This is a genomic window from Janthinobacterium sp. P210006 (genome assembly GCF_036231885.1).
Classification (GTDB): domain Bacteria; phylum Pseudomonadota; class Gammaproteobacteria; order Burkholderiales; family Burkholderiaceae_D; genus Janthinobacterium; species Janthinobacterium violaceinigrum.
This window is the reverse complement of sequence record NZ_JAZARD010000005.1, coordinates 310,490-334,473: the sequence shown is the minus strand read 5'-3', so window position 1 is coordinate 334,473 and position 23,984 is coordinate 310,490. Positions and strand designations below refer to the sequence as shown.

The 23,984-nt window shown below is 62.1% G+C and carries 22 protein-coding genes; 4 read left to right on the top strand and 18 right to left on the bottom strand.

Annotated features, from left to right (window positions below):
• The first annotated feature begins 25 nt into the window (after nt 1-25).
• On the top strand, nt 26-1,219 hold the full coding sequence (locus tag VPH41_RS24735) for a DUF5009 domain-containing protein (RefSeq protein WP_328571836.1): 1,194 nt from the start codon (nt 26-28) through the stop codon (nt 1,217-1,219).
• Here VPH41_RS24735 and VPH41_RS24730 read toward each other — a convergent pair.
• The 3 genes from VPH41_RS24730 to VPH41_RS24720 all read right to left on the bottom strand — a co-directional run bounded on the left by VPH41_RS24730 (nt 1,216) and on the right by VPH41_RS24720 (nt 6,437).
• Nucleotides 1,216-2,328, bottom strand: a complete 1,113-nt coding sequence (locus VPH41_RS24730) for an acyltransferase family protein (RefSeq protein WP_328571835.1) — start codon at nt 2,326-2,328, stop codon at nt 1,216-1,218. The two genes, VPH41_RS24735 and VPH41_RS24730, sit on opposite strands and share 4 nt — an antisense overlap.
• Nucleotides 2,325-3,638 carry a glycoside hydrolase family 18 protein gene (locus VPH41_RS24725; RefSeq protein ID WP_328571834.1) on the bottom strand — a complete coding sequence of 438 codons (1,314 nt, stop codon included), beginning with the start codon at nt 3,636-3,638 and terminating at the stop codon, nt 2,325-2,327. Before VPH41_RS24725 ends, VPH41_RS24730 begins: the two co-directional genes overlap by 4 nt.
• 123 nt (nt 3,639-3,761) lie before the next feature.
• Nucleotides 3,762-6,437 (bottom strand): TonB-dependent receptor, encoded by a 2,676-nt coding sequence (locus VPH41_RS24720; protein ID WP_152283601.1) that lies wholly within the window; start codon nt 6,435-6,437, stop codon nt 3,762-3,764.
• Nucleotides 6,438-6,824: 387 nt separating this feature from the next.
• Between VPH41_RS24720 and VPH41_RS24715 the strand changes: the two genes are divergently transcribed.
• A complete protein-coding gene (locus tag VPH41_RS24715) occupies nt 6,825-7,565 on the top strand; it encodes a GntR family transcriptional regulator (RefSeq protein ID WP_328571833.1) in 741 nt (246 codons plus the stop codon).
• A gap of 192 nt (nt 7,566-7,757) precedes the next feature.
• On the opposite strand, the gene VPH41_RS24710 is transcribed toward VPH41_RS24715, so the two are convergent.
• The 10 genes from VPH41_RS24710 to rpsP all read right to left on the bottom strand — a co-directional run bounded on the left by VPH41_RS24710 (nt 7,758) and on the right by rpsP (nt 15,277).
• Nucleotides 7,758-9,221, bottom strand: coding sequence for a nitrilase-related carbon-nitrogen hydrolase (locus VPH41_RS24710; RefSeq protein ID WP_328571832.1), 1,464 nt, complete (start codon nt 9,219-9,221; stop codon nt 7,758-7,760).
• On the bottom strand, nt 9,218-10,036 hold the full coding sequence (locus VPH41_RS24705; RefSeq protein WP_328571831.1) for an AraC family transcriptional regulator: 819 nt from the start codon (nt 10,034-10,036) through the stop codon (nt 9,218-9,220). Before VPH41_RS24705 ends, VPH41_RS24710 begins: the two co-directional genes overlap by 4 nt.
• Before the next feature lie 100 nt (nt 10,037-10,136).
• Entirely contained in the window at nt 10,137-10,586 is a 450-nt protein-coding gene (locus VPH41_RS24700) for a CBS domain-containing protein (protein WP_152257229.1), read from the bottom strand.
• 82 nt (nt 10,587-10,668) lie between these two features.
• Complete coding sequence (locus tag VPH41_RS24695; RefSeq protein WP_029496213.1) at nt 10,669-11,004, bottom strand: DUF3579 domain-containing protein; 336 nt, start codon at nt 11,002-11,004, stop codon at nt 10,669-10,671.
• A gap of 225 nt (nt 11,005-11,229) precedes the next feature.
• Nucleotides 11,230-12,189, bottom strand: coding sequence for a CobD/CbiB family protein (locus VPH41_RS24690; protein WP_328571830.1), 960 nt, complete (start codon nt 12,187-12,189; stop codon nt 11,230-11,232).
• A 97-nt stretch (nt 12,190-12,286) separates the two neighbouring features.
• Nucleotides 12,287-12,946, bottom strand: a complete 660-nt coding sequence (locus tag VPH41_RS24685) for a CoA pyrophosphatase (protein WP_328571829.1) — start codon at nt 12,944-12,946, stop codon at nt 12,287-12,289.
• A 196-nt stretch (nt 12,947-13,142) separates the two neighbouring features.
• On the bottom strand, nt 13,143-13,526 hold the full coding sequence (gene rplS, locus VPH41_RS24680; protein WP_035825414.1) for a 50S ribosomal protein L19: 384 nt from the start codon (nt 13,524-13,526) through the stop codon (nt 13,143-13,145).
• Nucleotides 13,527-13,657: 131 nt separating this feature from the next.
• A complete protein-coding gene (trmD, locus tag VPH41_RS24675) occupies nt 13,658-14,404 on the bottom strand; it encodes a tRNA (guanosine(37)-N1)-methyltransferase TrmD (protein WP_328571828.1) in 747 nt (248 codons plus the stop codon).
• A 50-nt stretch (nt 14,405-14,454) separates the two neighbouring features.
• On the bottom strand, nt 14,455-15,012 hold the full coding sequence (rimM, locus tag VPH41_RS24670; RefSeq protein WP_328571827.1) for a ribosome maturation factor RimM: 558 nt from the start codon (nt 15,010-15,012) through the stop codon (nt 14,455-14,457).
• Between the two features lie 13 nt (nt 15,013-15,025).
• Nucleotides 15,026-15,277 carry a 30S ribosomal protein S16 gene (gene rpsP, locus VPH41_RS24665; RefSeq protein WP_010395524.1) on the bottom strand — a complete coding sequence of 84 codons (252 nt, stop codon included), beginning with the start codon at nt 15,275-15,277 and terminating at the stop codon, nt 15,026-15,028.
• Nucleotides 15,278-15,565: 288 nt separating this feature from the next.
• Between rpsP and VPH41_RS24660 the strand changes: the two genes are divergently transcribed.
• Nucleotides 15,566-16,000, top strand: a complete 435-nt coding sequence (locus VPH41_RS24660) for an NINE protein (protein ID WP_152283594.1) — start codon at nt 15,566-15,568, stop codon at nt 15,998-16,000.
• A 136-nt stretch (nt 16,001-16,136) separates the two neighbouring features.
• Nucleotides 16,137-16,763: a glycine zipper 2TM domain-containing protein gene (locus VPH41_RS24655; RefSeq protein ID WP_287775730.1), complete on the top strand. Its 627-nt coding sequence runs from the start codon at nt 16,137-16,139 to the stop codon at nt 16,761-16,763.
• A 188-nt stretch (nt 16,764-16,951) separates the two neighbouring features.
• On the opposite strand, the gene VPH41_RS24650 is transcribed toward VPH41_RS24655, so the two are convergent.
• The 5 genes from VPH41_RS24650 to alaS all read right to left on the bottom strand — a co-directional run bounded on the left by VPH41_RS24650 (nt 16,952) and on the right by alaS (nt 23,939).
• The gene (locus VPH41_RS24650) at nt 16,952-18,742 is read right to left on the bottom strand and encodes an acyl-CoA dehydrogenase (RefSeq protein ID WP_328571826.1); all 1,791 of its coding nucleotides are present in this window, start codon (nt 18,740-18,742) and stop codon (nt 16,952-16,954) included.
• A 92-nt stretch (nt 18,743-18,834) separates the two neighbouring features.
• Nucleotides 18,835-19,767 (bottom strand): electron transfer flavoprotein subunit alpha/FixB family protein, encoded by a 933-nt coding sequence (locus tag VPH41_RS24645; protein ID WP_131373968.1) that lies wholly within the window; start codon nt 19,765-19,767, stop codon nt 18,835-18,837.
• An 81-nt stretch (nt 19,768-19,848) separates the two neighbouring features.
• Nucleotides 19,849-20,598, bottom strand: a complete 750-nt coding sequence (locus VPH41_RS24640; protein WP_034759884.1) for an electron transfer flavoprotein subunit beta/FixA family protein — start codon at nt 20,596-20,598, stop codon at nt 19,849-19,851.
• Between the two features lie 265 nt (nt 20,599-20,863).
• On the bottom strand, nt 20,864-21,121 hold the full coding sequence (locus VPH41_RS24635; RefSeq protein WP_225317265.1) for a sulfurtransferase TusA family protein: 258 nt from the start codon (nt 21,119-21,121) through the stop codon (nt 20,864-20,866).
• 205 nt (nt 21,122-21,326) lie between these two features.
• Nucleotides 21,327-23,939, bottom strand: a complete 2,613-nt coding sequence (gene alaS / locus VPH41_RS24630) for an alanine--tRNA ligase (RefSeq protein WP_328571825.1) — start codon at nt 23,937-23,939, stop codon at nt 21,327-21,329.
• Nucleotides 23,940-23,984 lie beyond the last annotated feature (45 nt).

Here is a 23,984-nt window from a genome sequence, read left to right as displayed (position 1 = left end):
TTTTTTCGACCTTTTCCCTCCTTCCATGCCGCCAGCCACCTCCCCCGCCACCGAACGCCTGATCAGCCTGGACGCCTTCCGCGGCTTCGTGATCGTCACCATGATCTGGGTCAACTATCTGGCCGGCATGCCCGGCATAGCCTGGTGGCTCGAACATGCGGGTCCCCGCGCCGACGGCATCACTCTGCCTGACCTGGTCTTTCCCGGCTTTCTGTTCATGGTGGGCATGGCCATTCCGCTGGCCTTGCAGCGCCATTGCGGCCAGGTCACGCCAGCCTTGCTGGGACGCCTGCTGTGGCGTTCCGCCAGCCTGATGCTGGCCGGCGTGGTGCTGGCGAATGCCTACCGCTACGATGCACAGGCGGCGCTGCTGCCGCACGCCGTGTATTTCCTGCTGTTTTATGGGGCCATGATACTGCTGTGGCGCCAGGGTGCCGGCAAGCTGGAACTGGCCGCAGGCGGCGCGCTGATGCTGTTCCTGCTGGCGACGTTCCGCGGAGAACTGAACAGCGAGTTTTCCAGCACCTGGCTGCAACCGTCCTGGTGGGGCATCCTCGGCATGATAGGCTGGGCGTATCTGCTGTGCAGCCTGCTGTACCTGGCGTGCCACGGCAGCGGCACGGCGCTGATGGGTACGCTTGCCATGCTGATCGTGCTGTACATGGGGGGCACGGCCGGCAGCCTCGATTTCCTGCCGGCAGGCGTGAACGCCTTCGTCAACGTGCCGCAGGTGCTGGGCTCGACGGCGGCCAATGTGCTGGCCGGCACCCTGGTGGGCCAGTTGTTCCTGCGTGGCGCGGCCCTGAACCATGGCCAGAGGATACGTTTCATGGCGTGGTTCGCGCTGGGCCTGCTTGTGGCTGGCCTGCTGCTGCGGCCGTATCACCACATCAACAAGATTGCGGCGACGGAATCCTACACCCTGGTCTGCAGCGCCATCATCCTGGCCCTGTTCCTGGCGTTCTACATCGTCATCGACGTGTGGCGCTGGCGCGCCTGGGCAGTGGTGCTGCTGCCCGCCGGCACCAATGCCCTGTTCGCCTACATCGTGCCCGACCTGTGGCAGCAGCTGGCGGCCGTGCTGCACCTGCCCCGTTTCTGGTGGCCTTACCTGGAAACGGGCGGCGCGGCCGGCCTGTGGAATGCCGCCGCCGTCACCGCCCTGATGATGCTGTTGACCGCCCTGGCAACCCGGTACGGCCTGAAGCTGAAGTTCTAGACTTTGATATAGATCTTGCGCTTGTCCATGCCGTAAGCGATCAGCCAGCACAGCAGCATGAAGCTGACGGCAAACAGCAGCGATCCCACCTGTGCCGGCACCCACCCCGTAAACCCGTGCCGGTACAGCCACTGGTACAGGTTGCCGTCACCGATACGCACGGTAAACGCGATGATCACCAGCACTTCCGACACCAGGTAGATGAACAGGGTGTTCTTGCCGAACACTTCAAAGAAGTAGGTCCAGCCCGTCATTTGACGTACGTCAATGATGAACATCAGCAGGGTCAGCAGCAACAAGTCCAGGCCGATGCCCAGCATCACGTAAGAGCTGGTCCACAGCTTTTTATTGATCGGAAACACCTCGTTCCAGCACAGGGCCACGGCCACGCAGATGACGCCGGCCACGGCCAGCTGAACCAGGCTGGCGCGCAGCCGCGCCGGCGCCGCCTGGCGCAGAAAGCTGCCCGCCAGGTAGCCGGCGATGACGTTGACGGTAGCTGGCAAGGTGCCCAGGATGCCTTCCGGGTCGAAGGCGATGCCTTCGCCGTGGTACAGGTGGCTGTCCCCCAGCAGGATCAAATCCAGCTTGGCCGGCGCATTGCCGTGCAAGCTGTAGTCGCCAAAGCATGCGAGGATGGCCCAGTAGCCGAGCAAGGCGCAGGCGCTGAAGAGCAGCGCGCCCCGTGTCTTCCAGTAATGCAGGATCAGGGCGGCGGCCAGGTAGCACACCGCTATGCGCTGCAGCACGCCGGGAATGCGCGTGTGCGACAGGGACGACCAGGCAAACTGGCCCGCGTCGTCGATCTTGAAGAAGGGGAACCAGTACAGCAGGAAGCCCAGCAAGAAGATCAGCGCGCTGCGCTTGCACAGCTTGGCCAGCACGGCGCCATGTCCCAGGTTTTCATACTTGCCCAGCGCAAAGGCCAGCGCATTGCCGACGACAAACAAAAAGCTGGGGAAGACCAGGTCCGTCAAGGTAAAACCATGCCATTCGGCATGCAGGAACGGCGCATACACGCTGCCCCAGTCGCCAGGCGTATTGACGACGATCATCAGGGCCACGGTCAGGCCCCGCAGGACGTCGAGGGCGAGGTAGCGCTGGCTCATGGCTGTTTCTCCGTCAGGACGGGTGCCAGGGCCGTGCCCAGCACATGTTGCGCATCGCCGCTCAATTCCCAGAACATGCCACCGCGCAAGCCCTTGTCGCGGATATAGCGCACTTTCCCGGCCACCGATTGTGCATCCTCATAGCTGATGAAGACGCCGCTGTCGCGGTTGTACAGATACGGCACTTGCGACGCACCGTTCCAGTAGCGCTGGAAGCCCCGCGCGCCTTTGCCATCGACCAGGTAGCCCTGCTCGAGCAGGTGCCGGTAAGTGAATGTCGGCGAGCCGTCATTGCCGCTGGCCGCGCCCTGGCACGCCTGGTACAGGCCATCGCCGCGGGGACCGGCGGCGCACTGCTTCCAGCCATAGCCATAGAAGGGCACGCCCAGTACCAGCTTGGCGGCAGGCACGCCGGCGCGCAGGAAGCGCGTCACGGTCGCGTCCGCATGCAGGGCCTTGCCGCGCTGCGGGTCGGCAGGGTCGGCATACAGGGGCGCCAGCTGGCCATTCTCGGCATCCCACACGCCGCGGTAGTCATAGGTCATCAGGTTGATCCAGTCCAGCTGCGTGGCCAGGCGGGCCATCCAGCCGGGCGAGGCGTCGCTGTCATCGCTCAGACTGGCATGCGCACCGGCAGCGATGGTGATCAGGTAATGGCGGCCGGCAGCCTGCTTGCCGGCGCGGTCGAATGCGCTGCGCAGCTCGCTGGCCAGGCGCACATAGTTTTCCTTGTCGTCGATGCGGTGGCAAACCTTGCCTTCGATGCAGGGAATCCCTCCCGTGGCCGGATGTTCCCAGTCGATATCGACGCCATCGAGGCCATGCCGGCGCACCAGCTCCAGCGCGGAAGCGATAAACGCCTGGCGCGCAGCCGGCGTGGCGGCCACGTCCGAGAAACGGTTGGACCAGATCCAGCCCCCCACCGACAGCAGGACGCGCAGCCGTGGATTACTGTGCTTGAGCGCATTGAGCTTGCGCAAGTTCTCGGCATCGGCTTGCGGTGCCGGCAGCACGATGCTGCCATTGGCCGGCCGCGACGGCTTGCCGTCCGCATCCAGGCAGGCGCTCACGCCGCCGCCATCGGGCGCGGGATTGCCATGTTCGCCATCCCAGCAGATGTCGGCAAACGCATACTGGATCAGGCTGACGTTGCCGGCGCGAATATTGTGCCCGTTAACGGGAAAATCGGCCGATTTCCAGCCGGGATAATAGGCCACCACTTCCGGCGCCAGGAGAGGCGCTGCGGGGACGGCGGTGGCTGCCAACGGCAGCGCGCAGGCGAAGCAAGCCAGCATTGCGTGTAATGTCATCGGATGTATCCCACCATATAAAGAAAACCATCTTGCAATAAAAAAATGGCGGAGCCAGCTGCGCTCCGCCATTGTCATGCCATCCCGGGTGTCCGCCGGGAGGCATTAACCAAGTAAAACGTCTTACATCTTGCCACGCAGGCCGAAGAATACCTGGCGGCCGTTCTTGTAGAACGCGCGCGGCTGGTCTTTGGTCGATGCATACGACTTCAACAGCGGATCGTTCAAGTCCTTGCCTTCCAGCGACAGGGTCAGGAACTCATTGATGTTGTAGTTGATGGAAGCGGAAACGGTGCCGACATCATCCTGGTAAATGGCGCTCTTGCGATCCAGGCCATTCAGGAAGGAGGAGCGGAAGCTGTAGTTCAGACGTGCGCTCCATTTGGCGTTTTCAAAGAAGCCCGACAGATTGTACGAGTTCTTCGACGTACCGACCATGTCGCAGTTGCCGTCTTCGGCGCAAGCCGATTTTGGCGCTGCTTCCGTTTCCTTGCCATCAGCATAGGTGTAGTTGGCGCTGAAACCGAAACCATTGCTCAGATCCTGGGTGTACTGCAGTTCCACGCCACGCACGCGCGCCTTGGTATTGATGGCGGCGCTCATGTTGTAGTCGGTCACGCGACGCAGGGTCTGGTTGTAGAACTGCGCCACCGACGAACCGTAGGTCACATACGAAGCCAGTTTCATCTGATACAGGTTCACCGCGATCAGCGACTTCGGCATGAAGTACCATTCCACGCCCGCATCGACGTTGTTCGACATGATCGGCTTCAGGTTCGGATTGCCGCCGGAACCGGACATCGTCAAATCGTTCAGGCTCAAGGCACCCAGAGCGCCGAAGTCAGGACGCGCCATGGTGCGGCTGGCCGCGCCGCGCAACACGACATTCTTTGCCAGGTCCGTGCGCAAGTTCACGCTCGGCAGGAAGTTGTTGTAAGTGTTCGAGCTGAGGGTCGGTTTCCACACGTCGTTCGGCGAAGCATTGGCCACGTCGATCTTGGTGTTGACATAACGCACGCCGAAGTTACCTTGCACGTTAGCAAAGTTCAGGTCGCCCATCACGTAGGCGGCGTTTGCCTTTTCCGTGATCTGGAATTCGCTCTGGTAAGCATGCTTGTTGAAGGTAACGTACTTGTCGCCCCATTCCTTCATCGAAGGACCGCTGAAGGTCCAGCCATTCTGCAGCACATTCGACAACGGGCTGGTCGGATAATTCGTCAAACCCTTCGGTGCATTCGCCAGCAGGCCGGCGGCCGGTGCTACCGCGCCGTCGAGCCAGGTCAGCGAACGGTCATGCTTGGCAGTACGCACGCCGAAACGGATGGTCGGCACGGCCTCCCAAGTGGTGCTGTAGGCGCCATCGGCCTGGCCGTAGTTTTCCTTGTCGCGCGTGGTCGTGTCCGATGCCCAACCCGAGAAGAAATCGGCGCCCGTACGTGGATTGAACGTCGTGGCATTGTCGACGACGACAGTGGCCGGCGCATCGATGCCGTGCATGGTCAGGCTATTGCCCGCATATGCCAGCCACGCTTCATACGCGTAATCGCGGGCATGGCCCGTACCGCGCGTGGTACCAACCTGGCCGGTAAACCGCAGGTCGGCGCTGGCGCGGTACTTGAAGTTAAAGTCGACAAATTTCGAATCGCTGTAGGAACCTGGACGGGCAATGATGTCTTGCACCGAGGCACCCATGGCCGAGCAGTCGGCGACCGGGCACTTCGACGGGAAGGCGATCGACGTGATCGTGTTGCCCTTGACCGTGTACGACGACGGGATGGCGCCGCCCACGTTGGTCCAGTTGTTCGACAGGACTTGATACGGCGCCAGCATGAAGTTGGTGTTGACGTTGTCGGCATCGAGGCGGGTGTAGAAGCCGTTGACGTTGAAGCTCAGGTCGTTCGACACCTTGTATTCGACATCGAGCGAGCCGCCCTTGCGCTGGCGCTTTTGCTCGAACAGCGAGGAACCCGTCAGGAAAGACAGATACTTGCCTTCAACGGACGGGTCCGCAGCGATCCAGGCGGCAGCGGCACCTTTGTCAACTTTTTCCCACCACAGGAATTCCTGGCCCTGGCGACGCAGGGTGCGTTTCTCGTTAAACACCTGCAGCAAGATGCCCAGGTCGTTCGTTTCGTTTTTCCAGTTGATCAAGCCGCTGATCTGCGCATCGGTTTTCTTGGACGATTCCGTGTAAGCGCCTTCGATCGAACCCATCAGGGTCAGATTCTTCTTGAAGCTCAGGGGCTTGCGGGTTTCGATATTGACATTGCCGGCGGCGCCGCCTTCGATCAGGTCCGCTTGCGAGCTCTTGTGAACAGTCACGCGGCCGATCAGCTCGGATGGGAACATGGTATAGCTGACGCTGCGGCCACCGCCCGTGATATTCGAAATGTACCAGTCGCCGCTGGACACGGTGTGGCCGTTAAGCGTGGTCAAGGTCAGGTTCGATGGCGTACCTTTGAGGCTGACACGGTCATTGTCGCCAAAGCCGCCTTCGGAGCCGCCTGCCGTGGCGACGGACACGCCAGGAATGCGCTGCAGCGAATCGGCAACGCTCTTGTCCGGCATCTTGCCCACGTCTTCCGCCGTGACGACTTCGACCAGGGAGTCGGAATTACGCTTTTGATTGAGCGATTGGGCCAATGCGGCGCGCACGCCGGTTACCACCACAACACTTGAATCCGGCTGCACTGCTTCCTGCGCCTGGGCGGCAAAACTCGCACCCAGTACCATCAACCCCACGGCTGCCGCGATAGGCGTCAGGCGCGTTACACCGCTTGGTTTCAAATTGCGTTTCATGTACTCCCCCTTGATTTAGGCTCCAGGATTGGAACCTTTTCATTTTTAATGTAGGTCTTCTTTCCAGCCCGCCACTCTCGCCGGCATGCTGCAGACCCTTCGGCACAACCACTTACAAAACCAATTCAACGCCAATATACTACTATCCAATACCAGAACACTACCAGTTGCAACTTTTTTTTTATAACGTTGTTTGAATCACACAGACCACTTTATCTAAATCAATCAGTAGCCCGTATGAACGCCCAAAATACCAGCGAGGCCAGGCATAAATTGCCGGCCTGATAATTCAAATTGGTTTTATAACGGTCTTTTTTGGTATTATCCAGCGACACAAAACAGATACAGAGCGCGTCTGCAACGCGCCGTAACGGAGACCCTCAGCGTATGACAACCCTGGCTCACATCATGCAAGGCCTGGGGCAGACGAGTAGCCTGCCCCTGTACCAGCAACTGCAGCGCGCGCTGCGCGAAGCGATCGACAAGCGCATCCTCGGACCCGACGAAGCCCTGCCGGCCGAGCGCCAGCTGGCCAGCGACCTGGCCGTTTCGCGCATCACCGTGCGCAAGGCCATCGATGGCCTCGTCAACGAGGGCTTGCTGGTGCGGCGCCCCGGCTCGGGCAATTTCATCAATACGCGCATCGAAAAGAATTTCGCCAAGCTGACCTCGTTTTCCGAGGACATGCGGGCGCGCGGACGCACGCCCCGCAGCGTTTGGCTCAAGCGCGCCGAGGGTACCGTCACGCCGGAAGAAGCCTTGCGCCTGCGGCTGTCGCCGGGGGCGCCCGTGTACCGCTTCCACCGCATCCGCTACGCGGACGAAGTGCCGATGTGCCTGGAATACGCGACCATCGTCGCCAGCTGCCTGCCGAACCTCGACGCCGTCGATATCTCCATGTATGACGCGCTGGAACAGGCGGGCAACCGGCCCGTGCGCGCCTTGCAGCGCCTCAGCGCGCTGCTGCTGACGGGGGAGCAGGCCAGCCTGCTGCAGGCGGAGGAAGGCGACGCGGGCCTGTCGGTGGAAAGGCTGGGCTTTTTGCGCGATGGCCGCGCCGTGGAATTTTGCCGCTCCTACTTCCGCGGCGATATGTATGACTTCGTGGCCGAATTAAGTACCAATTAATACCGGATGCGCGCATTTATGAATACCAGATAAAACCAATTATTGCAGTGCAATATATATGCAGGCATCGCGCCTGCATATGCACGGCATTGGTGCAATAATCGGCGCCGATTATGTAGTCGTCGTGCGGAACATATAAAAAAGACGGCGCAATGCGGCTTTGCGCAATGCAGCAAAACGTGGCGTTTCCCGTCAGGAAGCGGGCGCGGCGCGGCGTCCCGCACACAGCATGACGAGGCTTAGCGCCACGCACAGCCAGCCAAACAGCGGCCCCAGCCATCCCGCCCACGTGACAACGAACGGAGGCGCCGGCAGCGGCGCCAACAGGGTGCTGCCCGGCATGGCGCTGCTGGCCCGTTCCGCCAGTACGCGTCCATACGCATCGCTGGCCGTCAGCACGCCCTCGCGCGCCGCGCGCAGCACCGCGTAGCCGTTTTCCACGCCGCGCACCACGGTCATGCGCGCCCCCATCCAGGCATCGAGCTGGAAATCCCAGGCCGGCACCAGCATCGTTTGCGCGCCGGCCCTGCCATACGCCTGCCCCAGGGGCGCGAAATGCATGTCCTTGCAAATGGCCAGGCCCATGGCGAGCCCCGCCACGGGCTGCACGGCATACGCGCTGCCGGCAAGAAAATCGCGCTCGGGCGGCGCCAGATGATGTTTCTGGTAGCGGACGGGCGCGGCGCCATCGGGCGCGAACAGCCAGGCCAGGTTGCGCCGGCCGACCCCATCTTCCACGCCGATGCCCAGCACGACCCACACGCCCGCGCTGCGCGCCAGCGCCTGGAAACGCTGCTGCACGGCGTCCGCCTGCGCGGGCGCCAGCACGGCTATTTTTTCCGGCAACAGCACCACGGCGGCGCCCTGCCCGGCCAGTTGCACCACGTGGCGCGCATACTGGTCCCAGACGGCTTGCGCACGCGCGGGCGGCGTGGCCGGGCCGATGAAGTCATCGATGGCCACCAATCCCGCCAGCGGCCTTGCCAGCGCCGGTGCCGGCGCCCCTTGCACGCGCCAGGCGCCGCCGGCGAACGCGGCGGCCAGCAACAGCGCGGCGGCACCGGCCGCTGGCGCATATGGGCGCCCGCCCGCCAGCAACAAGGCCAGCGCGGATGGCAGCAGGCACAACAAAAACAGCAGGCCAGGCACGCCTGCCAGCGCTGCCACTTGCAAAATGGCAAGGTTATCGGCCTGCGAATACGCGAGACTGCCCCAGTTACCATCGGGCAGCAGGGCCGCCATCAGGGTATCGATGGCCACCCACAGCACGGGATACGCCAGCACCGTCCAGCCGGAACGGTAGCGCAGCACGAGGCGCCGCGTGGCCAGCACCACCAGCAGCCACAGCAGGGCTTTGACGGCGGTCACGGCCAGCACGGCCGGCAAGGGCATGAGCAGGCGGAAATAGGCAAAGTTGGCCGACAGGCCCAGCACGGCGGCCACGAGCGTCATCCAGGCCGCATCGCCACGCGACGAGCGCAGGGCCAGCCACAGCACGGGCAGCGGCGCGCACCAGGCCAGCCAGCCCAGCGGCTGCGGCCCCAGCACCCAGTACAGGGGCAAGCCCGCCGCCAGCGCGGCGGCGATTTGGGACAGGCGCTGGCGCAGCGCGGTACTGCCGGCAGCCGGCGCAGGCAAGGTGTCGGACATGCTCATGCTTTCAAGGGGAGCCAGATTTCCACGCCGCCGATGCCGCTGGCGGGATCGAAATGGTGGTCGTAGCGTTCAAAATCGGGAGCGTCGGCTACTTCCAGGCCGGACCGGGGCAGCCACTCGTTCCACACCGTGTGCCAGGTGGCGCGGATGGTGGAAATATGGCCACGGTGACGGAAGACGGCATAGCGCTGCGGGGCGATGCGCAGCCGCGTCCAGCCATCGGGCGCCTGGGAAATTTCGGCCACCGGCATGGCGCACAGGTAATCGAAATTGCCCGCGTCGTCATTGTTGCAGCACACGCCATACACCAGCTGGCCGGGCGCCACATGGGGCAGGAAGCGCTGCCACAGGGCGGGGATGCCGGCAGAAGTTTCCGCGCGATAGCGCTCCACCAGGCCCGCCACCAGCATGGCGGGCCCTTGCTCGAAACGGGGCGCTTCCAGGGCCACGCCCGGCGCCACGTCCATCCGGATGGCGGCGACCAGCGCGAGATTGCCCACGTGGCGCTGGGCCCGCACCATTTCCGGCGTGCGCTGGAACTGTTCGCGGAACGCCCGCGTAAATGCCTCGTGGGAACCGTAGCCGGCCTGCAGGGCGACAGCGAGGATGTCTTGCGCGCCCTGTGCCAGCGCCAGGGCCGCCTCGCTGAGCCGGCGCGCCCGCACATAGCGCATCACGGAGTGGCCCGTGGCCAGGCCGAACGCGCGCGTCAGGTGGCACGGCGAGGCGCCGCCCACGTGGGCGATATCGCCGAGCGAGATATTGTCCGCGTAATGCGATTCGATATACCACAGTGCCTTGGCCAGATAGTGCATGAACGCTTCCCGTTGTACGAGCAGCAACTGTAGCATTTTCAGGCGGCGAGGATTTGACTGGAATTGCGCAATGCGGCGCAATGCGGGCTTCAATGCAGGCTTATTTGCGCGTGCGCTTTTCATGCACCAGCTGGCCGCTGCTGATGCGGGCCAGCTCGGCCATCTCCTGGGCCAGGAAGGCCAGCAGGTCGTCGATGCTGACGATGCCGGACAGCGCGCCCAGGCTATTAACCACGGGCAGGCGGCGGATGCCGTTGACGCGCATGCGTTCGATGATTTCGTAGACGTCTTCGTCTTCGCTGGCCGTGAGCAGCTGCGCGCTCATGATGTCGCCCACCAGCAGGCTGGCAGGGTCGAGGCCCAGGGCGATGACGGAAATGACGATGTCGCGGTCGGTGAGGATGCCGATGGGGACGCGCTCGCCGTTCGGCTGTTCGGCCACGATCAGGTCGCCCACGTGGTGCTGGCGCATCAGCAGCGCCGCGTCTTGCACGCTGGTGTCACGCTGGCAATGGATGGTGTGCAAGGTGCAGATATCGCCGATACGCATGTCGCCACTCCGTTTGAGGCAGAGTGTCCACGCTACGCCAGCCCGCCGCGGCGGGTTTGAGGCAGATCAATTGAAACGGGTCTTACTTTTCTTCGGGGGGCGGCAGGAAGCAGGCTTCGACGATCTGCAGGTCGTTATCCTTGGCGAACTCGCGCACGAAGTGAAACGCCATCGGCTCGATCTCGCGCAGCTTGGTGTTGACGACCACCGACTTGACGCCATTGACGACGGTCGGGCGCACGTAGGGCGAATACTGGAGGTGCGCATTGCGCCCGCCGCCTTCGGGATTGAAACAGGACATCACTCCGCAAAGGCGCTCGGCCCAATCGCTGGGTCGGAATTGCTTGCCATTGCTGGTGAGACCAAGGATGAAGAACTCGTCTGAGAGTTCCCCTGTTTTTTGAGATAACTCGGCCATGTGGCTTGTCGGGACTGGATTGCGTGAATGGCCCCGGCGGGTAAGCCGGGCTGGTAATTCAACTACGTTTGCTGCGGTAAGCCAGTATTATATCTTATAGAAGACTTGGGTTCTACCTCGATCTGCCCTGACTATGCAAACAGGGGCCGGCACGCCTTGCGCGCCAGCCCCTATTTTAACCTTGTTCCAGGCGCAAGGCGCATGGATGGCGCGTGTGCGCCCCCGTCAGCCGAGGAAAACGGCGCCCGACATCAACAGCAGCAACAGCATCCACAGCAGCAAGGCGCGCCAGACCAGGCCCACCGTGCTCTGCAAGGCGCGCGCGCCCGGCTCTTCGCCTGGCAGGATATCGCTTTCGCTGTCGCTGTCATCGACGGCCAGGTCGGGCGTCGTCACCACGCGCGCCGCCGTTTCCGCTGGCGTGCCCAGGCGTACGCCCATGGCGCCGCCGCCCGCCGTCAGGATGATGCCGATGGCCTCGTCCTGCCAGCGCTGGGCGAAATTGCGCCAGGCGTAAATGGCATCCTCGAAATTGCCGACCACGGCAAACGCGACGGCCGTCAGGCGCACGGGAATCCAGTCGATCCAGTAAAAGGCGCGCGCGGCGAACTGGCCGAACGCTTCATTGCGCATGTGCTCGGGCTCGTTCCAGGCGCGCGCCAGGTATTCGGCCACGCGGTACATCACGGCGCAGGCGGGGCCCAGCGGCATGAGGAACCAGAAGAACACGCCAAACACGTTGCGATGCGTGGTGATCAGGGCTTTTTCCACGGCGATGCGGGCGATTTCGCTCGCTTCCATGCCCACCGTGTCGAGTTTGGTCCAGTCTGCCAGCAAGGTGCGCGCAGTCGCTTCGTCGCCGGCGCTCAGGGCCAGCTGGATGGAGGTAAAGTAGTGGCTGTAATGACGAAAACCCAGGGTCAGGTAGACGATGAGCACGTTCCAGGCAAAGGCCAGCAGGGTCAGCTGGTAATGCTGCAAGAGCCAGTAAATGCCTGCCGTCGGCACCATCAGCGCGCCGATCATGAGGAACCAGCCCATGCGGCCGTGGTTGGCGTGGCCGGCATTGAACCAGGTCTCCATGCGCGTCGCCAGGCTCTTGATTTCGGCGTAGATCGGATTGTCCGCGCGCAAAGGTTTGAGCTGCTCGATCAGCAATGCGCAAAGTATGGAGAGAAATGTCATCAATGGTCCTTTTTGTCTTTTTCAGCAATACCGCAATGCCCGCTACGATAGCGCAGTGCAGTGCCGGAATCAAACTTATTACGTGCGCGGCGCCATTTTACGCGCGCAAGAGGTGAAACAGATTGCGCAGCATGCCGGCCGTGGCGCCCCAGATGTAGAAGCGCTCGTACGGCATGGCGTAGAACGAGCGCCGCCCGCCGGGCAATTCCACGGACAGGCGCTGATGGTTGAGGCCATCCATGAGGAAAGCCAGCGGCACTTCGAAGATTTCCGCCACCTCGGACGGGTCGGCGCGCAGCTCGAACGGCGGCGTCACCAGGCCCACCACGGGCGTGACCTGGTAGCCGGTGCCCGTCAGGTAGTCGGGCAGGCAGCCCAGCACTTCGACGTGCCCGCGCGCCAGGCCCACTTCTTCTTCCGTTTCGCGCAGGGCCGTGGCCACGGGCGAGCCGTCGAACGGTTCGCTGCGCCCGCCGGGAAAGCTGACCTGGCCAGCATGGCTGCTCAGGTGGTCCGTGCGCATGGTGAGCAAGATGGTCAAGCCTTCCGGCCGTTGCACGAGAGGAATGAGCACGGCGGCGCGCACGGGCACGGCGCGGGCGGACAGGAAATCCTGGGTAATCTCGGGCTGCCATTCCGGCTGTTCGGCCAGGCGCTGGCGCAGCCAGTCCGGCGTCAGGCGCACGGCGTCCAGCGCCGCCTCGCCGGCGATCGAATCGATGGCGAGTTGTTTGGGATCAAATGCGATAGTGGCCATTACCCCTCCTTCATGATTAAAACCACCTGGCAAAACCGTCGCGAGCGGAAGGAAGCGGTGGCCGAGACGCGCAACCGCACTCCAGTACGGCGAGCATCGCAGGCTACCCATGCCGACGCGCAGCAGCTTGGGCCAGGTGTCACCATAAAAAAAGGGGCGCCGAGAGGCACCCCTTTTCCCAACGCAGACGCTGATATTACGCGCTTGCTTTCGCCACAACGCGGCGATTTGGCAATTTTTCTTTGATACGCGCCGATTTACCCGAACGCTCACGCAGATAGTACAGCTTGGCGCGGCGAACATCACCACGGCGTTTCACTTCGATCGAAGCGATCAGCGGCGAGTACAGTTGGAACGTACGCTCAACGCCTTCGCCGGACGAGATCTTACGAACGATGAAGTTCGAGTTCAGGCCACGGTTACGACGGGAGATAACGACGCCTTCGTAAGCCTGGGCGCGCTTGCGCGTGCCTTCGACTACGTTGACGCTGACGATAACGGTATCGCCTGGTGCGAAGTCAGGAATCGATTTACCCAGACGGGCGATCTCTTCTTGCTCTAATTGTTGAATCAAGTCCATTTTTATAACTCCGAAAACCATCATGCCGGCGCACTGTGGATAGCAAGTATCCGCCCGGTAGAGGATGGGTAACACAATATGGGCAACATGCCCGGCACTACTGGCCACCCTGCACGCCGTCCGGAGACGGCTTACAGGCTGGCCAAGAATTGTTCGTCGGCTCGGCTGAGCAAGCCGGCGGCGCGCGCACTGACCAGCAGGTCAGGCCGCTTGGTCGCGGTCGCTTCCAGCATGCGCTGGCGGCGCCACTTGACGATCTCGGCATGATTGCCACCCATCAAGACGGGCGGCACGGCCATGCCTTCATATGTTTCCGGCCGCGTATAGTGCGGCGAATCGAGCAAGCCATTGACGAAGCTGTCCTCGATGGCCGATGCCTCGGTGTTCAAGACACCCGGCAACAGGCGGATCACCGCATCCATCAGCGCCATGGCGGGCAATTCACCGCCCGACAGGACAAAGTCGCCGACGCTGATTTCTTCGTCGACGCAACGGTCCAGCAAACGCTGGTCCACGGCTTCATAGCGGCCGCACAGGATCACCAAACCAGGTTCGGCTTTCAACTGCGTGACGCGCTCGTGCGTCAGCGGACGGCCTTGCGGCGACATGAACACCACGCGGGGCGCCGCCAGGCCGAGATCGGTCTGGCGTTGCTTCGCAGCGGCAATTGTCGCTTCGAGCGGACGGGCCATCATCACCATGCCGGGGCCGCCGCCATACGGGCGGTCATCCACGGTACGGTGATTGTCGGTCGTGAAATCACGGGGATTCCACAGCGACAAGCCACATTTGCCCTGATCGAAGGCGCGCCGGGTCACACCCGACTGCGTCAGCGCGGCAAACATTTCCGGGAACAGGGTCACGACATCAAATTGCATCGCTCACCATCCTGCAATGTTTGCCCGGCGCATGGTTAAGCGCAGGCGGTTTAATAATCGAGGCCCCAGTCGACCGTGATCTTGTTGGCGGCCTTGTCAACGTTAATGACAAACTGGCCGACAAACGGGATCAGGCGCTCAGGCGCCTTTTCAGCGGCGTCATCGGGATTGGCGACGGGCGTAATGCGCAAGATCGACTGCGGACCATTGCTCATCATGTCAGTCACTTCGCCGAGGCACTCGCCTTGCAAATTCTCAACTGTCAGTCCGATCAGATCGGACCAATAAAATTCATCGGCCGTCAGCGTCGGGAAATGGCTACGCGGAATTTGCACAGAGACGCCTTTCAGCGCTTCTGCGGCATCCCGCCCGACCACACCCACCAGCTGGGCCACGACGTCGCCGCCGTGTAACTTCGCTTGCCTGACTTGAACATCATGCAAGGTCGGTTTATCAAACCACCAGGTTTTGACGTTTAATAATGCATCCGCGTCGTCGGAGAAAGGAGTGATCCTGACCCCGCCAGCAATGCCATAGGCACCGGAGACATAGCCTACCTGTACCAGGTCATCGGGGACTTTCACCCCGGATGCAGTCTTGACCGTCAAACCAGTGATCTAATTAAGCTGCTGCTTTGTTGTTGCTAGCTACCAGGCGAGCAACGGTTGGCGACAATTGTGCGCCAACGCCTTGCCAGTAGGCCAGACGGTCTGCGGTGATACGCAGTGGAACTTCGCCACCTTGCGCCATCGGGTTGTAAAAACCGATACGCTCAATGAAGCGACCATCGCGGCGATTGCGCGAATCAGTAGCGACGATGTTGAAGAACGGGCGCTTCTTGGCGCCTCCACGAGCTAAACGAATAACGACCATAATATTTCCAAAAAGTGTGCTGAGGCGGAAAAAGCCGCAAATTATAGCGCGCTTTACCGCCAGGCAGCAAGCGTTATGATGACGGGCGTGTAATTTGGGCTAATCAAACATTATGACCAGTCATGGCCGAAGACGCAATAGGCGCGTGCGTCTATCGTGCCCGCCATGCCACGCCCAGGCCATGATATTGCGCGACAGCATGACCTGAACGCCGCAGGAAAGTGCTATCGTTGCGGCAGGCAATGACCGATACTGGCAATCTTTACTGATCAGCAACTCTGGAGCCCCATGACCGCCGCCACCATTTTGCAACAGCCGCACAAGAACAAGGCATTCACCACCTTGCTGGCCTTCCTGCTGGGCACCCTGGGCGCCCACCGCTTCTACCTGCATGGCGCCAAGGACCGCTGGGGCTGGCTACACCTGGCCGCCGTGCCCGCCTCGCTGCTGCTGCGCCAGCTGTTTCCCGAGGCCGACTGGTTTTACCAGATACTGCCGCTGACCCTGTCCGCCCTGGGCGGCTTCCTAGAAGCGCTGGTACTGGGCCTGATGCCGGACGACAAGTGGGACGCACGCTACAACGGCGCATCAGGCCGCCAGTCGGACACGGGCTGGCCCCTGGCCGTGGTACTGGTCGCTACCTTGATGCTAGGCGCAGGCGTGCTCATCGCCACCATGGCCCGCCTGTTCGACTTGCTGTATACAGGCGGTGCCTACGGTTAATTTCCATGCGGAAATGACATGGCCGTACGCGTCGCACACGCACATGTAAGTGTTGGTAAGCAATCATGATTTTCCTCTATACTGCATTCACAATGCCGACATTACTGGCACATACGACACCCCACAGGAGAAGATCATGATTCGTCGCCCACTCATCCTCGCAGTCGCCGTCACGGCCCTGTTCAGCACATCGGCCTTCGCGCAAAACCTGTCGCCGAAGGCGCAATACGCATACGACACCAAGCAGGCCAACACGCGCTATGCGGACGACAAGAAATTGTGCGCCGAAGAAACCAGCTCGAAAGCCCGCATGCAATGCCTGCGCGATGCCAAGGGCGAATACGACCAGGCCATCATCAACGCCAAGGCCGCGCAAAAGGCGGGCAATGCGTATGCGGGCCAGAACAGCAAGCCAGCCCAGCAGCAAATCTGCGCCGAGTGCGGCAAGGTGCTGGCAGTCAACGTCGCTGAAAAAGCCGGCGAAGGCGGCGCCCTGGGCATGATCGGCGGCGGCGTGGCCGGCGCCCTGCTGGGCCGCCAGGTTGGCGGCGGACGCGGCAAGGACCTGGCCACCCTGGCCGGTGCCGCCGGCGGCGCTTTTGCCGGCAAGCAAGTCGAAGGCCACATGAAGAACAGCAAGGTGTGGACCGTCACCGTGCAATATGAAACGGGCGCCAAGGCCGATTTCGCATTTGACCAGGACCCCGGCCTGGCCGCTGGCGACCTGGTGCGCAATTCCGGCAACGGCATCGCCCGACGTTAAGAACGCAGAGAAAGCGCCCATGGCGGCGTTGCCCGGGTTTGGCCGACATTGCCGTACTGGCAGCGGACGCAGACAAGGCGCCTTGCCCTGAGCGCTTTCTCAGGCGTTCTTAATATAGAAAAAGCGCTGGAGAGTGATCTCCAGCGCTTTTTTTGCATTCAACCGGCAATCACCGGCAAGCATGCACCTTAGAACTGCTCTTCCGACAAGGCCATCACGCCCGCGCTGCCGTCGATGATGGTGGCGCGCAAGCCCGGCGCTTGCGACAGGATGTGGTCGGCAAAGAAGCGCGCCGTGGCAATCTTGGCCTTGTAGAACGAAGCGTCGCCGCTGCCTTCGCCCAGCTTTTGCTGTGCCGCCACGGCCGCGCGCGCCATTTGCCAGCCGCCCAGCACGATGCCGGCCAGTTTCAGATAGGGCACGCTGCCCGCGAACACGGCCTTGATGTCCGACTTCATGTTCGCTACCACATACTCGACCACGGCTTCCAGCGCGGCGCTGCCCTCGGCCAGGTGGCGCTGCATGGCCTGGAAGTCGGCGCCCGAGAGTTCGCCCAGCTGGGCTTCCGTGGCGCGCACCTGGGCGATGATGGCTTTCGCCACGGCGCCGCCGTCGCGCACCGTCTTGCGGCCCACGAGGTCGTTGGCCTGGATGGCCGTCGTGCCTTCGTAGATCGTCAGGATCTTGGCGTCGCGGTAATGCTGGGCCGCACCTGTCTCCTCGATGAAACCCATGCCGCCGTGCACCTGCACGCCGTCGCGCGTGACGTCCTGCGACATTTCCGTGGACCAACCCTTGATCACGGGCACCAGGTATTCATACGTCGCCAGGCTTTCCGCGCGCACGTCCGCATCGGGATGATGGTGCGCCACGTCGCTGATGGCCGCGCCCACGTAGGCCAGCGCGCGCGCCGCCTCCGTCTGCGAGCGCATCGACATCAGCATGCGGCGCACGTCCGGGTGGTGGATGATGGAAACGGGGCCGGGCGACCCCGCCAGGTCGCGCGACTGCACGCGGTCCTTGGCGAACGTCACCGCCAGCTGGTAGGCGCGCTCGGCCAGGCCGATGCCCTGCAGGCCCACGCCGAAGCGGGCCGCGTTCATCATGATGAACATGTATTCGAGGCCCCGGTTTTCCTCGCCCACCAGGGTGCCGATGGCGCCGCCGTGGTCGCCGAACTGCAATACGGCCGTCGGGCTGGCCTTGATGCCCAGCTTGTGTTCGATGGAGACGCAATGGGCGTCGTTGCGCGCGCCCAGGCTGCCGTCCGCGTTGACGAGGAATTTCGGCACGATGAACAGCGAAATGCCTTTCACGCCGGCGGGCGCGTCCGGCGTGCGGGCCAGTACCAGATGGACGATGTTTTCCGCCATGTCGTGTTCGCCGTACGTGATGAAAATCTTCGTGCCGAACACTTTATATGTGCCATCGCCCTGCGGCACGGCGCGCGTGCGCACGGCGGCCAGGTCGGAGCCCGCTTGCGGCTCCGTCAGGTTCATGGTGCCCGTCCACTTGCCCGACACCAGGTTTTCCAGGTAGGTGGCCTTCTGTTCGTCGCTGCCGGCCGTCAGCAGCGCTTCGATGGCGCCATCGGACAGCAGGGCCACGAGGGCAAACGAGATGCTGGCCGAGTTGAGCATTTCGATGCAGGGCGTGGCCAGCAGCTTGGGCAAGCCCTGGCCGCCGAATTCGGTCGGATGCTGCACGCCCTGCCAGCCCGCTTCGCCATACGCCTTGAACGCTTCCTTGAAGCCTTTCGAGGTAGTGACTTGCCCGTCGTGCCAGAAACTCGGTTCCTTGTCGCTGGGGCCGTTCAAGGGTGCCACCACGCTGCCGCAGAACTTGGCGTTTTCTTCCAGCACGGCTTCGGCCGTGTCGGGCGTGGCGTCTTCGCAACCGGGCAAGGTGTGGATTTCGGCCAGGCCGGCCAGTTCGTTCATCACGAACAACATGTCTTTCAGCGGGGCTTGATAGCTCATCTTCTTTTCTCCAAGAAAAAAGCCACGCGCGGCTCGCCGTGTGGGGCGGGCCGGCGTGGCTTTGTCAGTAACAAAACCGGAAGGGGTGTGACTTAACCCAGTTCTTTGACCAGTTGCGGCACGATCTCGAACAGATCGCCCACGATGCCGTAGTCGGCCACGGCAAAGATCGGCGCTTCCGGATCCTTGTTGATGGCGACGATGGTCTTCGAATCTTTCATGCCGGCCAGATGCTGGATCGCGCCCGAGATACCGACGGCGATGTACAGCGATGGCGCGACGATCTTGCCCGTCTGGCCCACTTGCCAGTCGTTCGGCACGAAGCCGGCGTCGACGGCGGCGCGCGAAGCACCCATGGCGGCGCCCAGCTTGTCGGCCAGCGGCTCGAGGATGTGGAAGTTCTCGGCCGAACCCATGCCACGGCCGCCCGACACGATGATTTTCGCGGCGGTCAGTTCAGGACGGTCGGACTTGGCCAGTTCGCGGCCCACGAAGGCCGATTTGCCCGCGTCAGCAACGGCAGCGACGGTTTCCGTGGCAGCCGAACCGCCGGTGGCGGCAGCCGCATCGAAACCGGTCGTACGCACGGTGATGACCTTGACCTTGTCGCCAGATTGCACGGTGGCAATGGCGTTACCGGCGTAGATCGGACGCTCGAACGTGTCAGGGGAATCGACCTTGGTGATTTCCGAGATTTGCGCCACGTCCAGCTTGGCGGCCACGCGCGGCAGGATGTTCTTGCCGTAGGCGGTGGCTGGCGCGAGGATGTGGCTGTAGTTGCCGGCGATGGCCAGCACTTGCTCGGCCACGTTTTCGGCCAGGCCGTCGGCAAAGTATGGCGCGTCGGCCACGATGACTTTCGTCACGCCGGCGATTTGCGCGGCGGCAGCGGCGGCAGCCGCAGCGTTCGAACCTGCAACCAGTACGTGCACGTCGCCGCCGCACTGGGCAGCCGCGGTCACGGTGTGGTGGGTGCTGCCCTTTAAGGTAGCGTTGTCGTGTTCAGCAATAACTAATGCGACCATGATTATTCCTAATAGTTAGCAAGTGCCGGGGTCAGACCCGGCGGGTCTGACCCCAGATTTTATGTTTTGGCGGCAAACCGCTCAGATAACCTTGGCTTCGGTACGCAGCTTGGCGACCAGGGTGGCCACGTCCGGCACCTTGATACCGGCCGAGCGCTTGGCTGGCTCGACGACTTTCAAGGTTTTCAGGCGTGGCGCGACGTCGACGCCCAGATCTTCCGGCTTGACGGTCTCGAGCGGCTTTTTCTTTGCCTTCATGATGTTCGGCAAGGTCACATAGCGTGGCTCGTTCAGGCGCAAATCGGTGGTGATGATCGCTGGCAAGGTCAATGCCAGGGTTTCCAATCCGCCGTCGACTTCGCGGGTGACGGTGACTTTGCCATCTTCCAGCACGACTTTCGAAGCGAACGTGGCTTGCGGCCAACCCAGCAAGGCTGCCAGCATCTGGCCGGTCTGGTTGCTGTCGTCATCGATTGCTTGCTTGCCCAGGATGATCAGTTGCGGCTGCTCTTTCTCGGCCAGGGACTTGACCAGCTTGGCCACGGCCAGCGGTTCCAGTTCAGTCGTCGTTTCCACCAGGATGCCGCGGTCGGCGCCGATGGCCATAGCCGTGCGCAGGGTTTCCTGGCACTGCGTCACGCCGCAGGAGATGGCGACCACTTCAGTGACCTTGCCGGCTTCTTTCAGGCGCATCGCTTCTTCCAGCGCGATCTCGTCGAAAGGGTTCATCGACATTTTGACGTTGGCGGTATCGACGCCAGTGCCGTCACTCTTGACGCGGACTTTGACGTTATAGTCGACCACGCGTTTGACGGGTACCAAGACTTTCATAGCTATGCCTTTGGGAAATTATAAAAATGACGGATCAAGTGCTGATTGTGCGTTCGATTATAAGAGAAATTTGAATCCTGAACCGAATTTAAGCACGATCGTGCGATTTTTTGTTAGAGCAATCCATCTAAACTGTGTGCTTGCGGGGATTTCAGGGGAGTCTGCCGCTACGCTGCAGGGCAGCAAAAGGGCACGAAAGTGACGCAAAAGCGCGGCACGGCGAACGCTTCACCAGGCCGCGCCACGGCGGCCCCGGCTGGCAGAATTATTTACGTTGCATCAAGAAAACAAATTCGGTACCCGTCTGCACATGCGACAGCAGGGCATTGCCCGTTTGCTTGGCGAAAGCCTGGAAGTCGCGCACGGAACCGGGATCGGTTGCCATGATGCGCAGCACTTCGCCACTTTGCAGCTCTGACAAAGCCTTCTTCGCCTTCAGAATCGGCAACGGGCAGTTCAAGCCCCGCGCATCGAGTTCTTTGTGAAATTCCATAATCTCGGTATCAAGTAGTGTGTCGCTCATCATCAATATCCCACCATTTTTGTTGTACTGATTTTCGACATACTACTCTAAATCAGGGGCATTGACGCGCTGCACCAAAATAGTTCATCGGCTGTTGTGGTGTCACAACGGGATTCAAAAAGAAATAACGGCCCGCAAACACCGTCTGCGGGCCGTTTTCAAGAGGCCGTGGGGCGAAAACCCCGCATGCCTGCTAGCTTACGCCTTATTTCGCGCGTTCGCCCACCCAGGCCGGCACACCGGCCAGGGCGTTCGCCAGACCGCTCGGATCCGTGCCGCCGGCCTGCGCCATATCGGGGCGTCCGCCGCCTTTTCCGCCCACTTGCTGTGCAACGAAGTTCACCAGCTCGCCCGCTTTGACCTTGGAAGTAGCGTCCGCCGTCACGCCGGCGATCAGGCTGACCTTGCCGTCAGCCACGCTGGCCAGCACGATGGCAGCCGTTTTCAGCTTGTCCTTCAGCTTGTCCATGGTTTCGCGCAAGCGGGCCACGTCGGCGCCGTCCAGCACGGCAGCGAGCACCTTGATGCCGTTGACGTCGACAGCCTGCGTGACCAGTTCATCGCCCTGGCCCGACGCCAGTTTCGATTTCAGCGCGGCCAGTTCCTTCTCCAGCGCCTTCACGTGGTCCTGCACCTGGACGATGCGGGCCGTCAGTTCTTCCGGCTGCGCTTTCAGCGCGCTGGCTGCCTCGACCAGGCGGCGGTTGATGGTCTGCACCAGCGCCAGCGCGCCCTCGCCCGTCACCGCTTCCACGCGGCGGATACCGGCGGCCACGCCGCTTTCGCCGATGATCTTGAACAGGCCGATATCGCCCGTGCGCTGCACGTGGACGCCGCCGCACAGCTCTTTCGAGCTGCCGATGTCGAGCACGCGCACTTCGTCGCCGTATTTCTCGCCGAACAGGGCCATCGCGCCATGCTTGACGGCATCGTCAAACGACATCAGGTGCGCCTGCGTGGCGCGGTTTTCCAGGATCTCTTTATTGACGATGGTTTCCACGGCGGCGATCTGCTCGGCCGTCATCGGTGCATTGTGGCTGAAGTCGAAACGGGTCTTGTCCGGATCGACGAGCGAGCCCTTTTGCGCCACGTGGCTGCCCAGCACTTCGCGCAAGGCCTTGTGCATCAAGTGCGTGGCCGAATGGTTGCGGATGGTGCGCGCGCGCTTGGCCGTGTCCACTTCGGCCGAGACGGCGTCGCCCACCTTCAGCACGCCCGACTCGAGCACGCCGTGGTGGCCGAAGACGTCAGCCTGGATCTTCAGGGTGTCGCTGACGGCAAACGTGCCCGCGCCCGAGGCGATCACGCCCTGGTCGCCCACCTGGCCGCCCGATTCCGCATAGAACGGCGTCGTGTCGAGCACGACGATGCCCGCTTCACCGGCCTTGAGTTCCTGCACGGGCGTGCCGGCCGCGTACAGCGCGACGACCTTGCTGCTGAACGTCAATTGATCGTAGCCGACGAAGGTGTTTTTCTCGCCCGTGTACTCGACCTTGCTGTCCTTGTGCGTCTTGCCGCCCTTGCGCGACAGTTCCTGGCTTTCCTTCAGGGCCGCGTCGTAGCCGGCCTGGTCGAAGCTGATGTCGCGCTCGCGGCAGATGTCGGCCGTCAGGTCCGGCGGGAAGCCGTAGGTTTCGTACAGGGTGAAGGCGGTGGCGCCGTCGATGCCCGTGGCATCCTTGGCCAGCTGCGCTTCCAGCACTTTCATGCCCGTTTCCAGGGTTTCGCCGAAACGCTCTTCCTCGGCTTTCAGCATGTTGGCGACGTTGTCCTTGGCTTCTTCCAGCTCGGGATAGGCGCCGCCCATCTCGATGGCCAGATCGGCCACCAGCTTGTAGAAGAACGGTTTCGTCTGGCCCAGCTTGTGGCCATGGCGCAGGGCGCGGCGGATGATGCGGCGCAGGACATAGGCGCGGCCTTCGCTGCCCGGAATGATGCCGTCGACGATCATGAAGGCGGCGGCGCGGATGTGGTCGGCGATCACGCGCAGCGACTTGTTTTCCAGGTCGGTGGCGCCCGTTTCGCGCGCGGCGGCCTTGATCAGGTGCTGGAACAGGTCGATTTCATAGTTCGAATGCACGTGCTGCAGCACGGCGGCCAGGCGCTCCATGCCCATGCCCGTGTCGACGCATGGCTTCGGCAACTTGTGCATGACGCCCGCTTCGTCGCGGTTGAACTGCATGAACACGAGGTTCCAGATTTCAATGAAGCGGTCGCCGTCTTCGTCAGGCGAGCCCGGCGGGCCGCCAGGGATCTCGGCGCCGTGGTCGTAGAAGATTTCCGTGCACGGACCGCATGGGCCCGTGTCCGCCATCTGCCAGAAATTGTCGGACGCGTAACGCGAACCCTTGTTGTCGCCGATGCGGATGATGCGCTCGACGGGCACGCCGATTTCCTTTGCCCAGATGTCGTACGCTTCGTCATCTTCGATGTACACGGTGACCGTCAGTTTTTCAGCCGGCAAGCCATACACCTTGGTCAGCAGTTCCCACGCATATTGAATCGCGTCGCGCTTGAAATAGTCGCCGAAGCTGAAGTTGCCCAGCATTTCAAAGAAGGTGTGGTGGCGCGCCGTGTAGCCGACGTTTTCCAGATCGTTGTGCTTGCCGCCGGCGCGCACGCAGCGCTGCACGGACGTGGCACGCGTGTACGGACGGCTGTCCGTGCCCGTAAACACATCCTTGAATTGCACCATGCCGCTGTTCGTCAACAGCAAGGTCGGATCGTTGCCTGGCACCAGGGAGCTGGAACGGACGATGGAATGGCCCTTGGACTCGAAAAATTTCAGGAACTTGTCGCGGATTTCAGATGATTTCATGTTTTTTTGACAAAGAGTGGCGGCAGCTTTAAAGGAAAGATTATA

Excerpts from the sequence above, each read along its gene's own strand:
- VPH41_RS24735 (WP_328571836.1), top strand. The coding sequence starts at position 26 with ATGCCGCCAGCCACCTCCCCCGCCACCGAACGCCTGATCAGCCTGGAC.
- VPH41_RS24730 (WP_328571835.1), bottom strand. The coding sequence starts at position 2,328 with ATGAGCCAGCGCTACCTCGCCCTCGACGTCCTGCGGGGCCTGACCGTG.
- VPH41_RS24725 (WP_328571834.1), bottom strand. The coding sequence starts at position 3,638 with ATGACATTACACGCAATGCTGGCTTGCTTCGCCTGCGCGCTGCCGTTG.
- VPH41_RS24720 (WP_152283601.1), bottom strand. The coding sequence starts at position 6,437 with ATGAAACGCAATTTGAAACCAAGCGGTGTAACGCGCCTGACGCCTATC.
- VPH41_RS24715 (WP_328571833.1), top strand. The coding sequence starts at position 6,825 with ATGACAACCCTGGCTCACATCATGCAAGGCCTGGGGCAGACGAGTAGC.
- VPH41_RS24710 (WP_328571832.1), bottom strand. The coding sequence starts at position 9,221 with ATGAGCATGTCCGACACCTTGCCTGCGCCGGCTGCCGGCAGTACCGCG.
- VPH41_RS24705 (WP_328571831.1), bottom strand. The coding sequence starts at position 10,036 with ATGCACTATCTGGCCAAGGCACTGTGGTATATCGAATCGCATTACGCG.
- VPH41_RS24700 (WP_152257229.1), bottom strand. The coding sequence starts at position 10,586 with ATGCGTATCGGCGATATCTGCACCTTGCACACCATCCATTGCCAGCGT.
- VPH41_RS24695 (WP_029496213.1), bottom strand. The coding sequence starts at position 11,004 with ATGGCCGAGTTATCTCAAAAAACAGGGGAACTCTCAGACGAGTTCTTC.
- VPH41_RS24690 (WP_328571830.1), bottom strand. The coding sequence starts at position 12,189 with ATGACATTTCTCTCCATACTTTGCGCATTGCTGATCGAGCAGCTCAAA.
- VPH41_RS24685 (WP_328571829.1), bottom strand. The coding sequence starts at position 12,946 with ATGGCCACTATCGCATTTGATCCCAAACAACTCGCCATCGATTCGATC.
- rplS (WP_035825414.1), bottom strand. The coding sequence starts at position 13,526 with ATGGACTTGATTCAACAATTAGAGCAAGAAGAGATCGCCCGTCTGGGT.
- trmD (WP_328571828.1), bottom strand. The coding sequence starts at position 14,404 with ATGCAATTTGATGTCGTGACCCTGTTCCCGGAAATGTTTGCCGCGCTG.
- rpsP (WP_010395524.1), bottom strand. The coding sequence starts at position 15,277 with ATGGTCGTTATTCGTTTAGCTCGTGGAGGCGCCAAGAAGCGCCCGTTC.
- VPH41_RS24660 (WP_152283594.1), top strand. The coding sequence starts at position 15,566 with ATGACCGCCGCCACCATTTTGCAACAGCCGCACAAGAACAAGGCATTC.
- VPH41_RS24655 (WP_287775730.1), top strand. The coding sequence starts at position 16,137 with ATGATTCGTCGCCCACTCATCCTCGCAGTCGCCGTCACGGCCCTGTTC.
- VPH41_RS24650 (WP_328571826.1), bottom strand. The coding sequence starts at position 18,742 with ATGAGCTATCAAGCCCCGCTGAAAGACATGTTGTTCGTGATGAACGAA.
- VPH41_RS24645 (WP_131373968.1), bottom strand. The coding sequence starts at position 19,767 with ATGGTCGCATTAGTTATTGCTGAACACGACAACGCTACCTTAAAGGGC.
- VPH41_RS24640 (WP_034759884.1), bottom strand. The coding sequence starts at position 20,598 with ATGAAAGTCTTGGTACCCGTCAAACGCGTGGTCGACTATAACGTCAAA.
- VPH41_RS24635 (WP_225317265.1), bottom strand. The coding sequence starts at position 21,121 with ATGAGCGACACACTACTTGATACCGAGATTATGGAATTTCACAAAGAA.
- alaS (WP_328571825.1), bottom strand. The coding sequence starts at position 23,939 with ATGAAATCATCTGAAATCCGCGACAAGTTCCTGAAATTTTTCGAGTCC.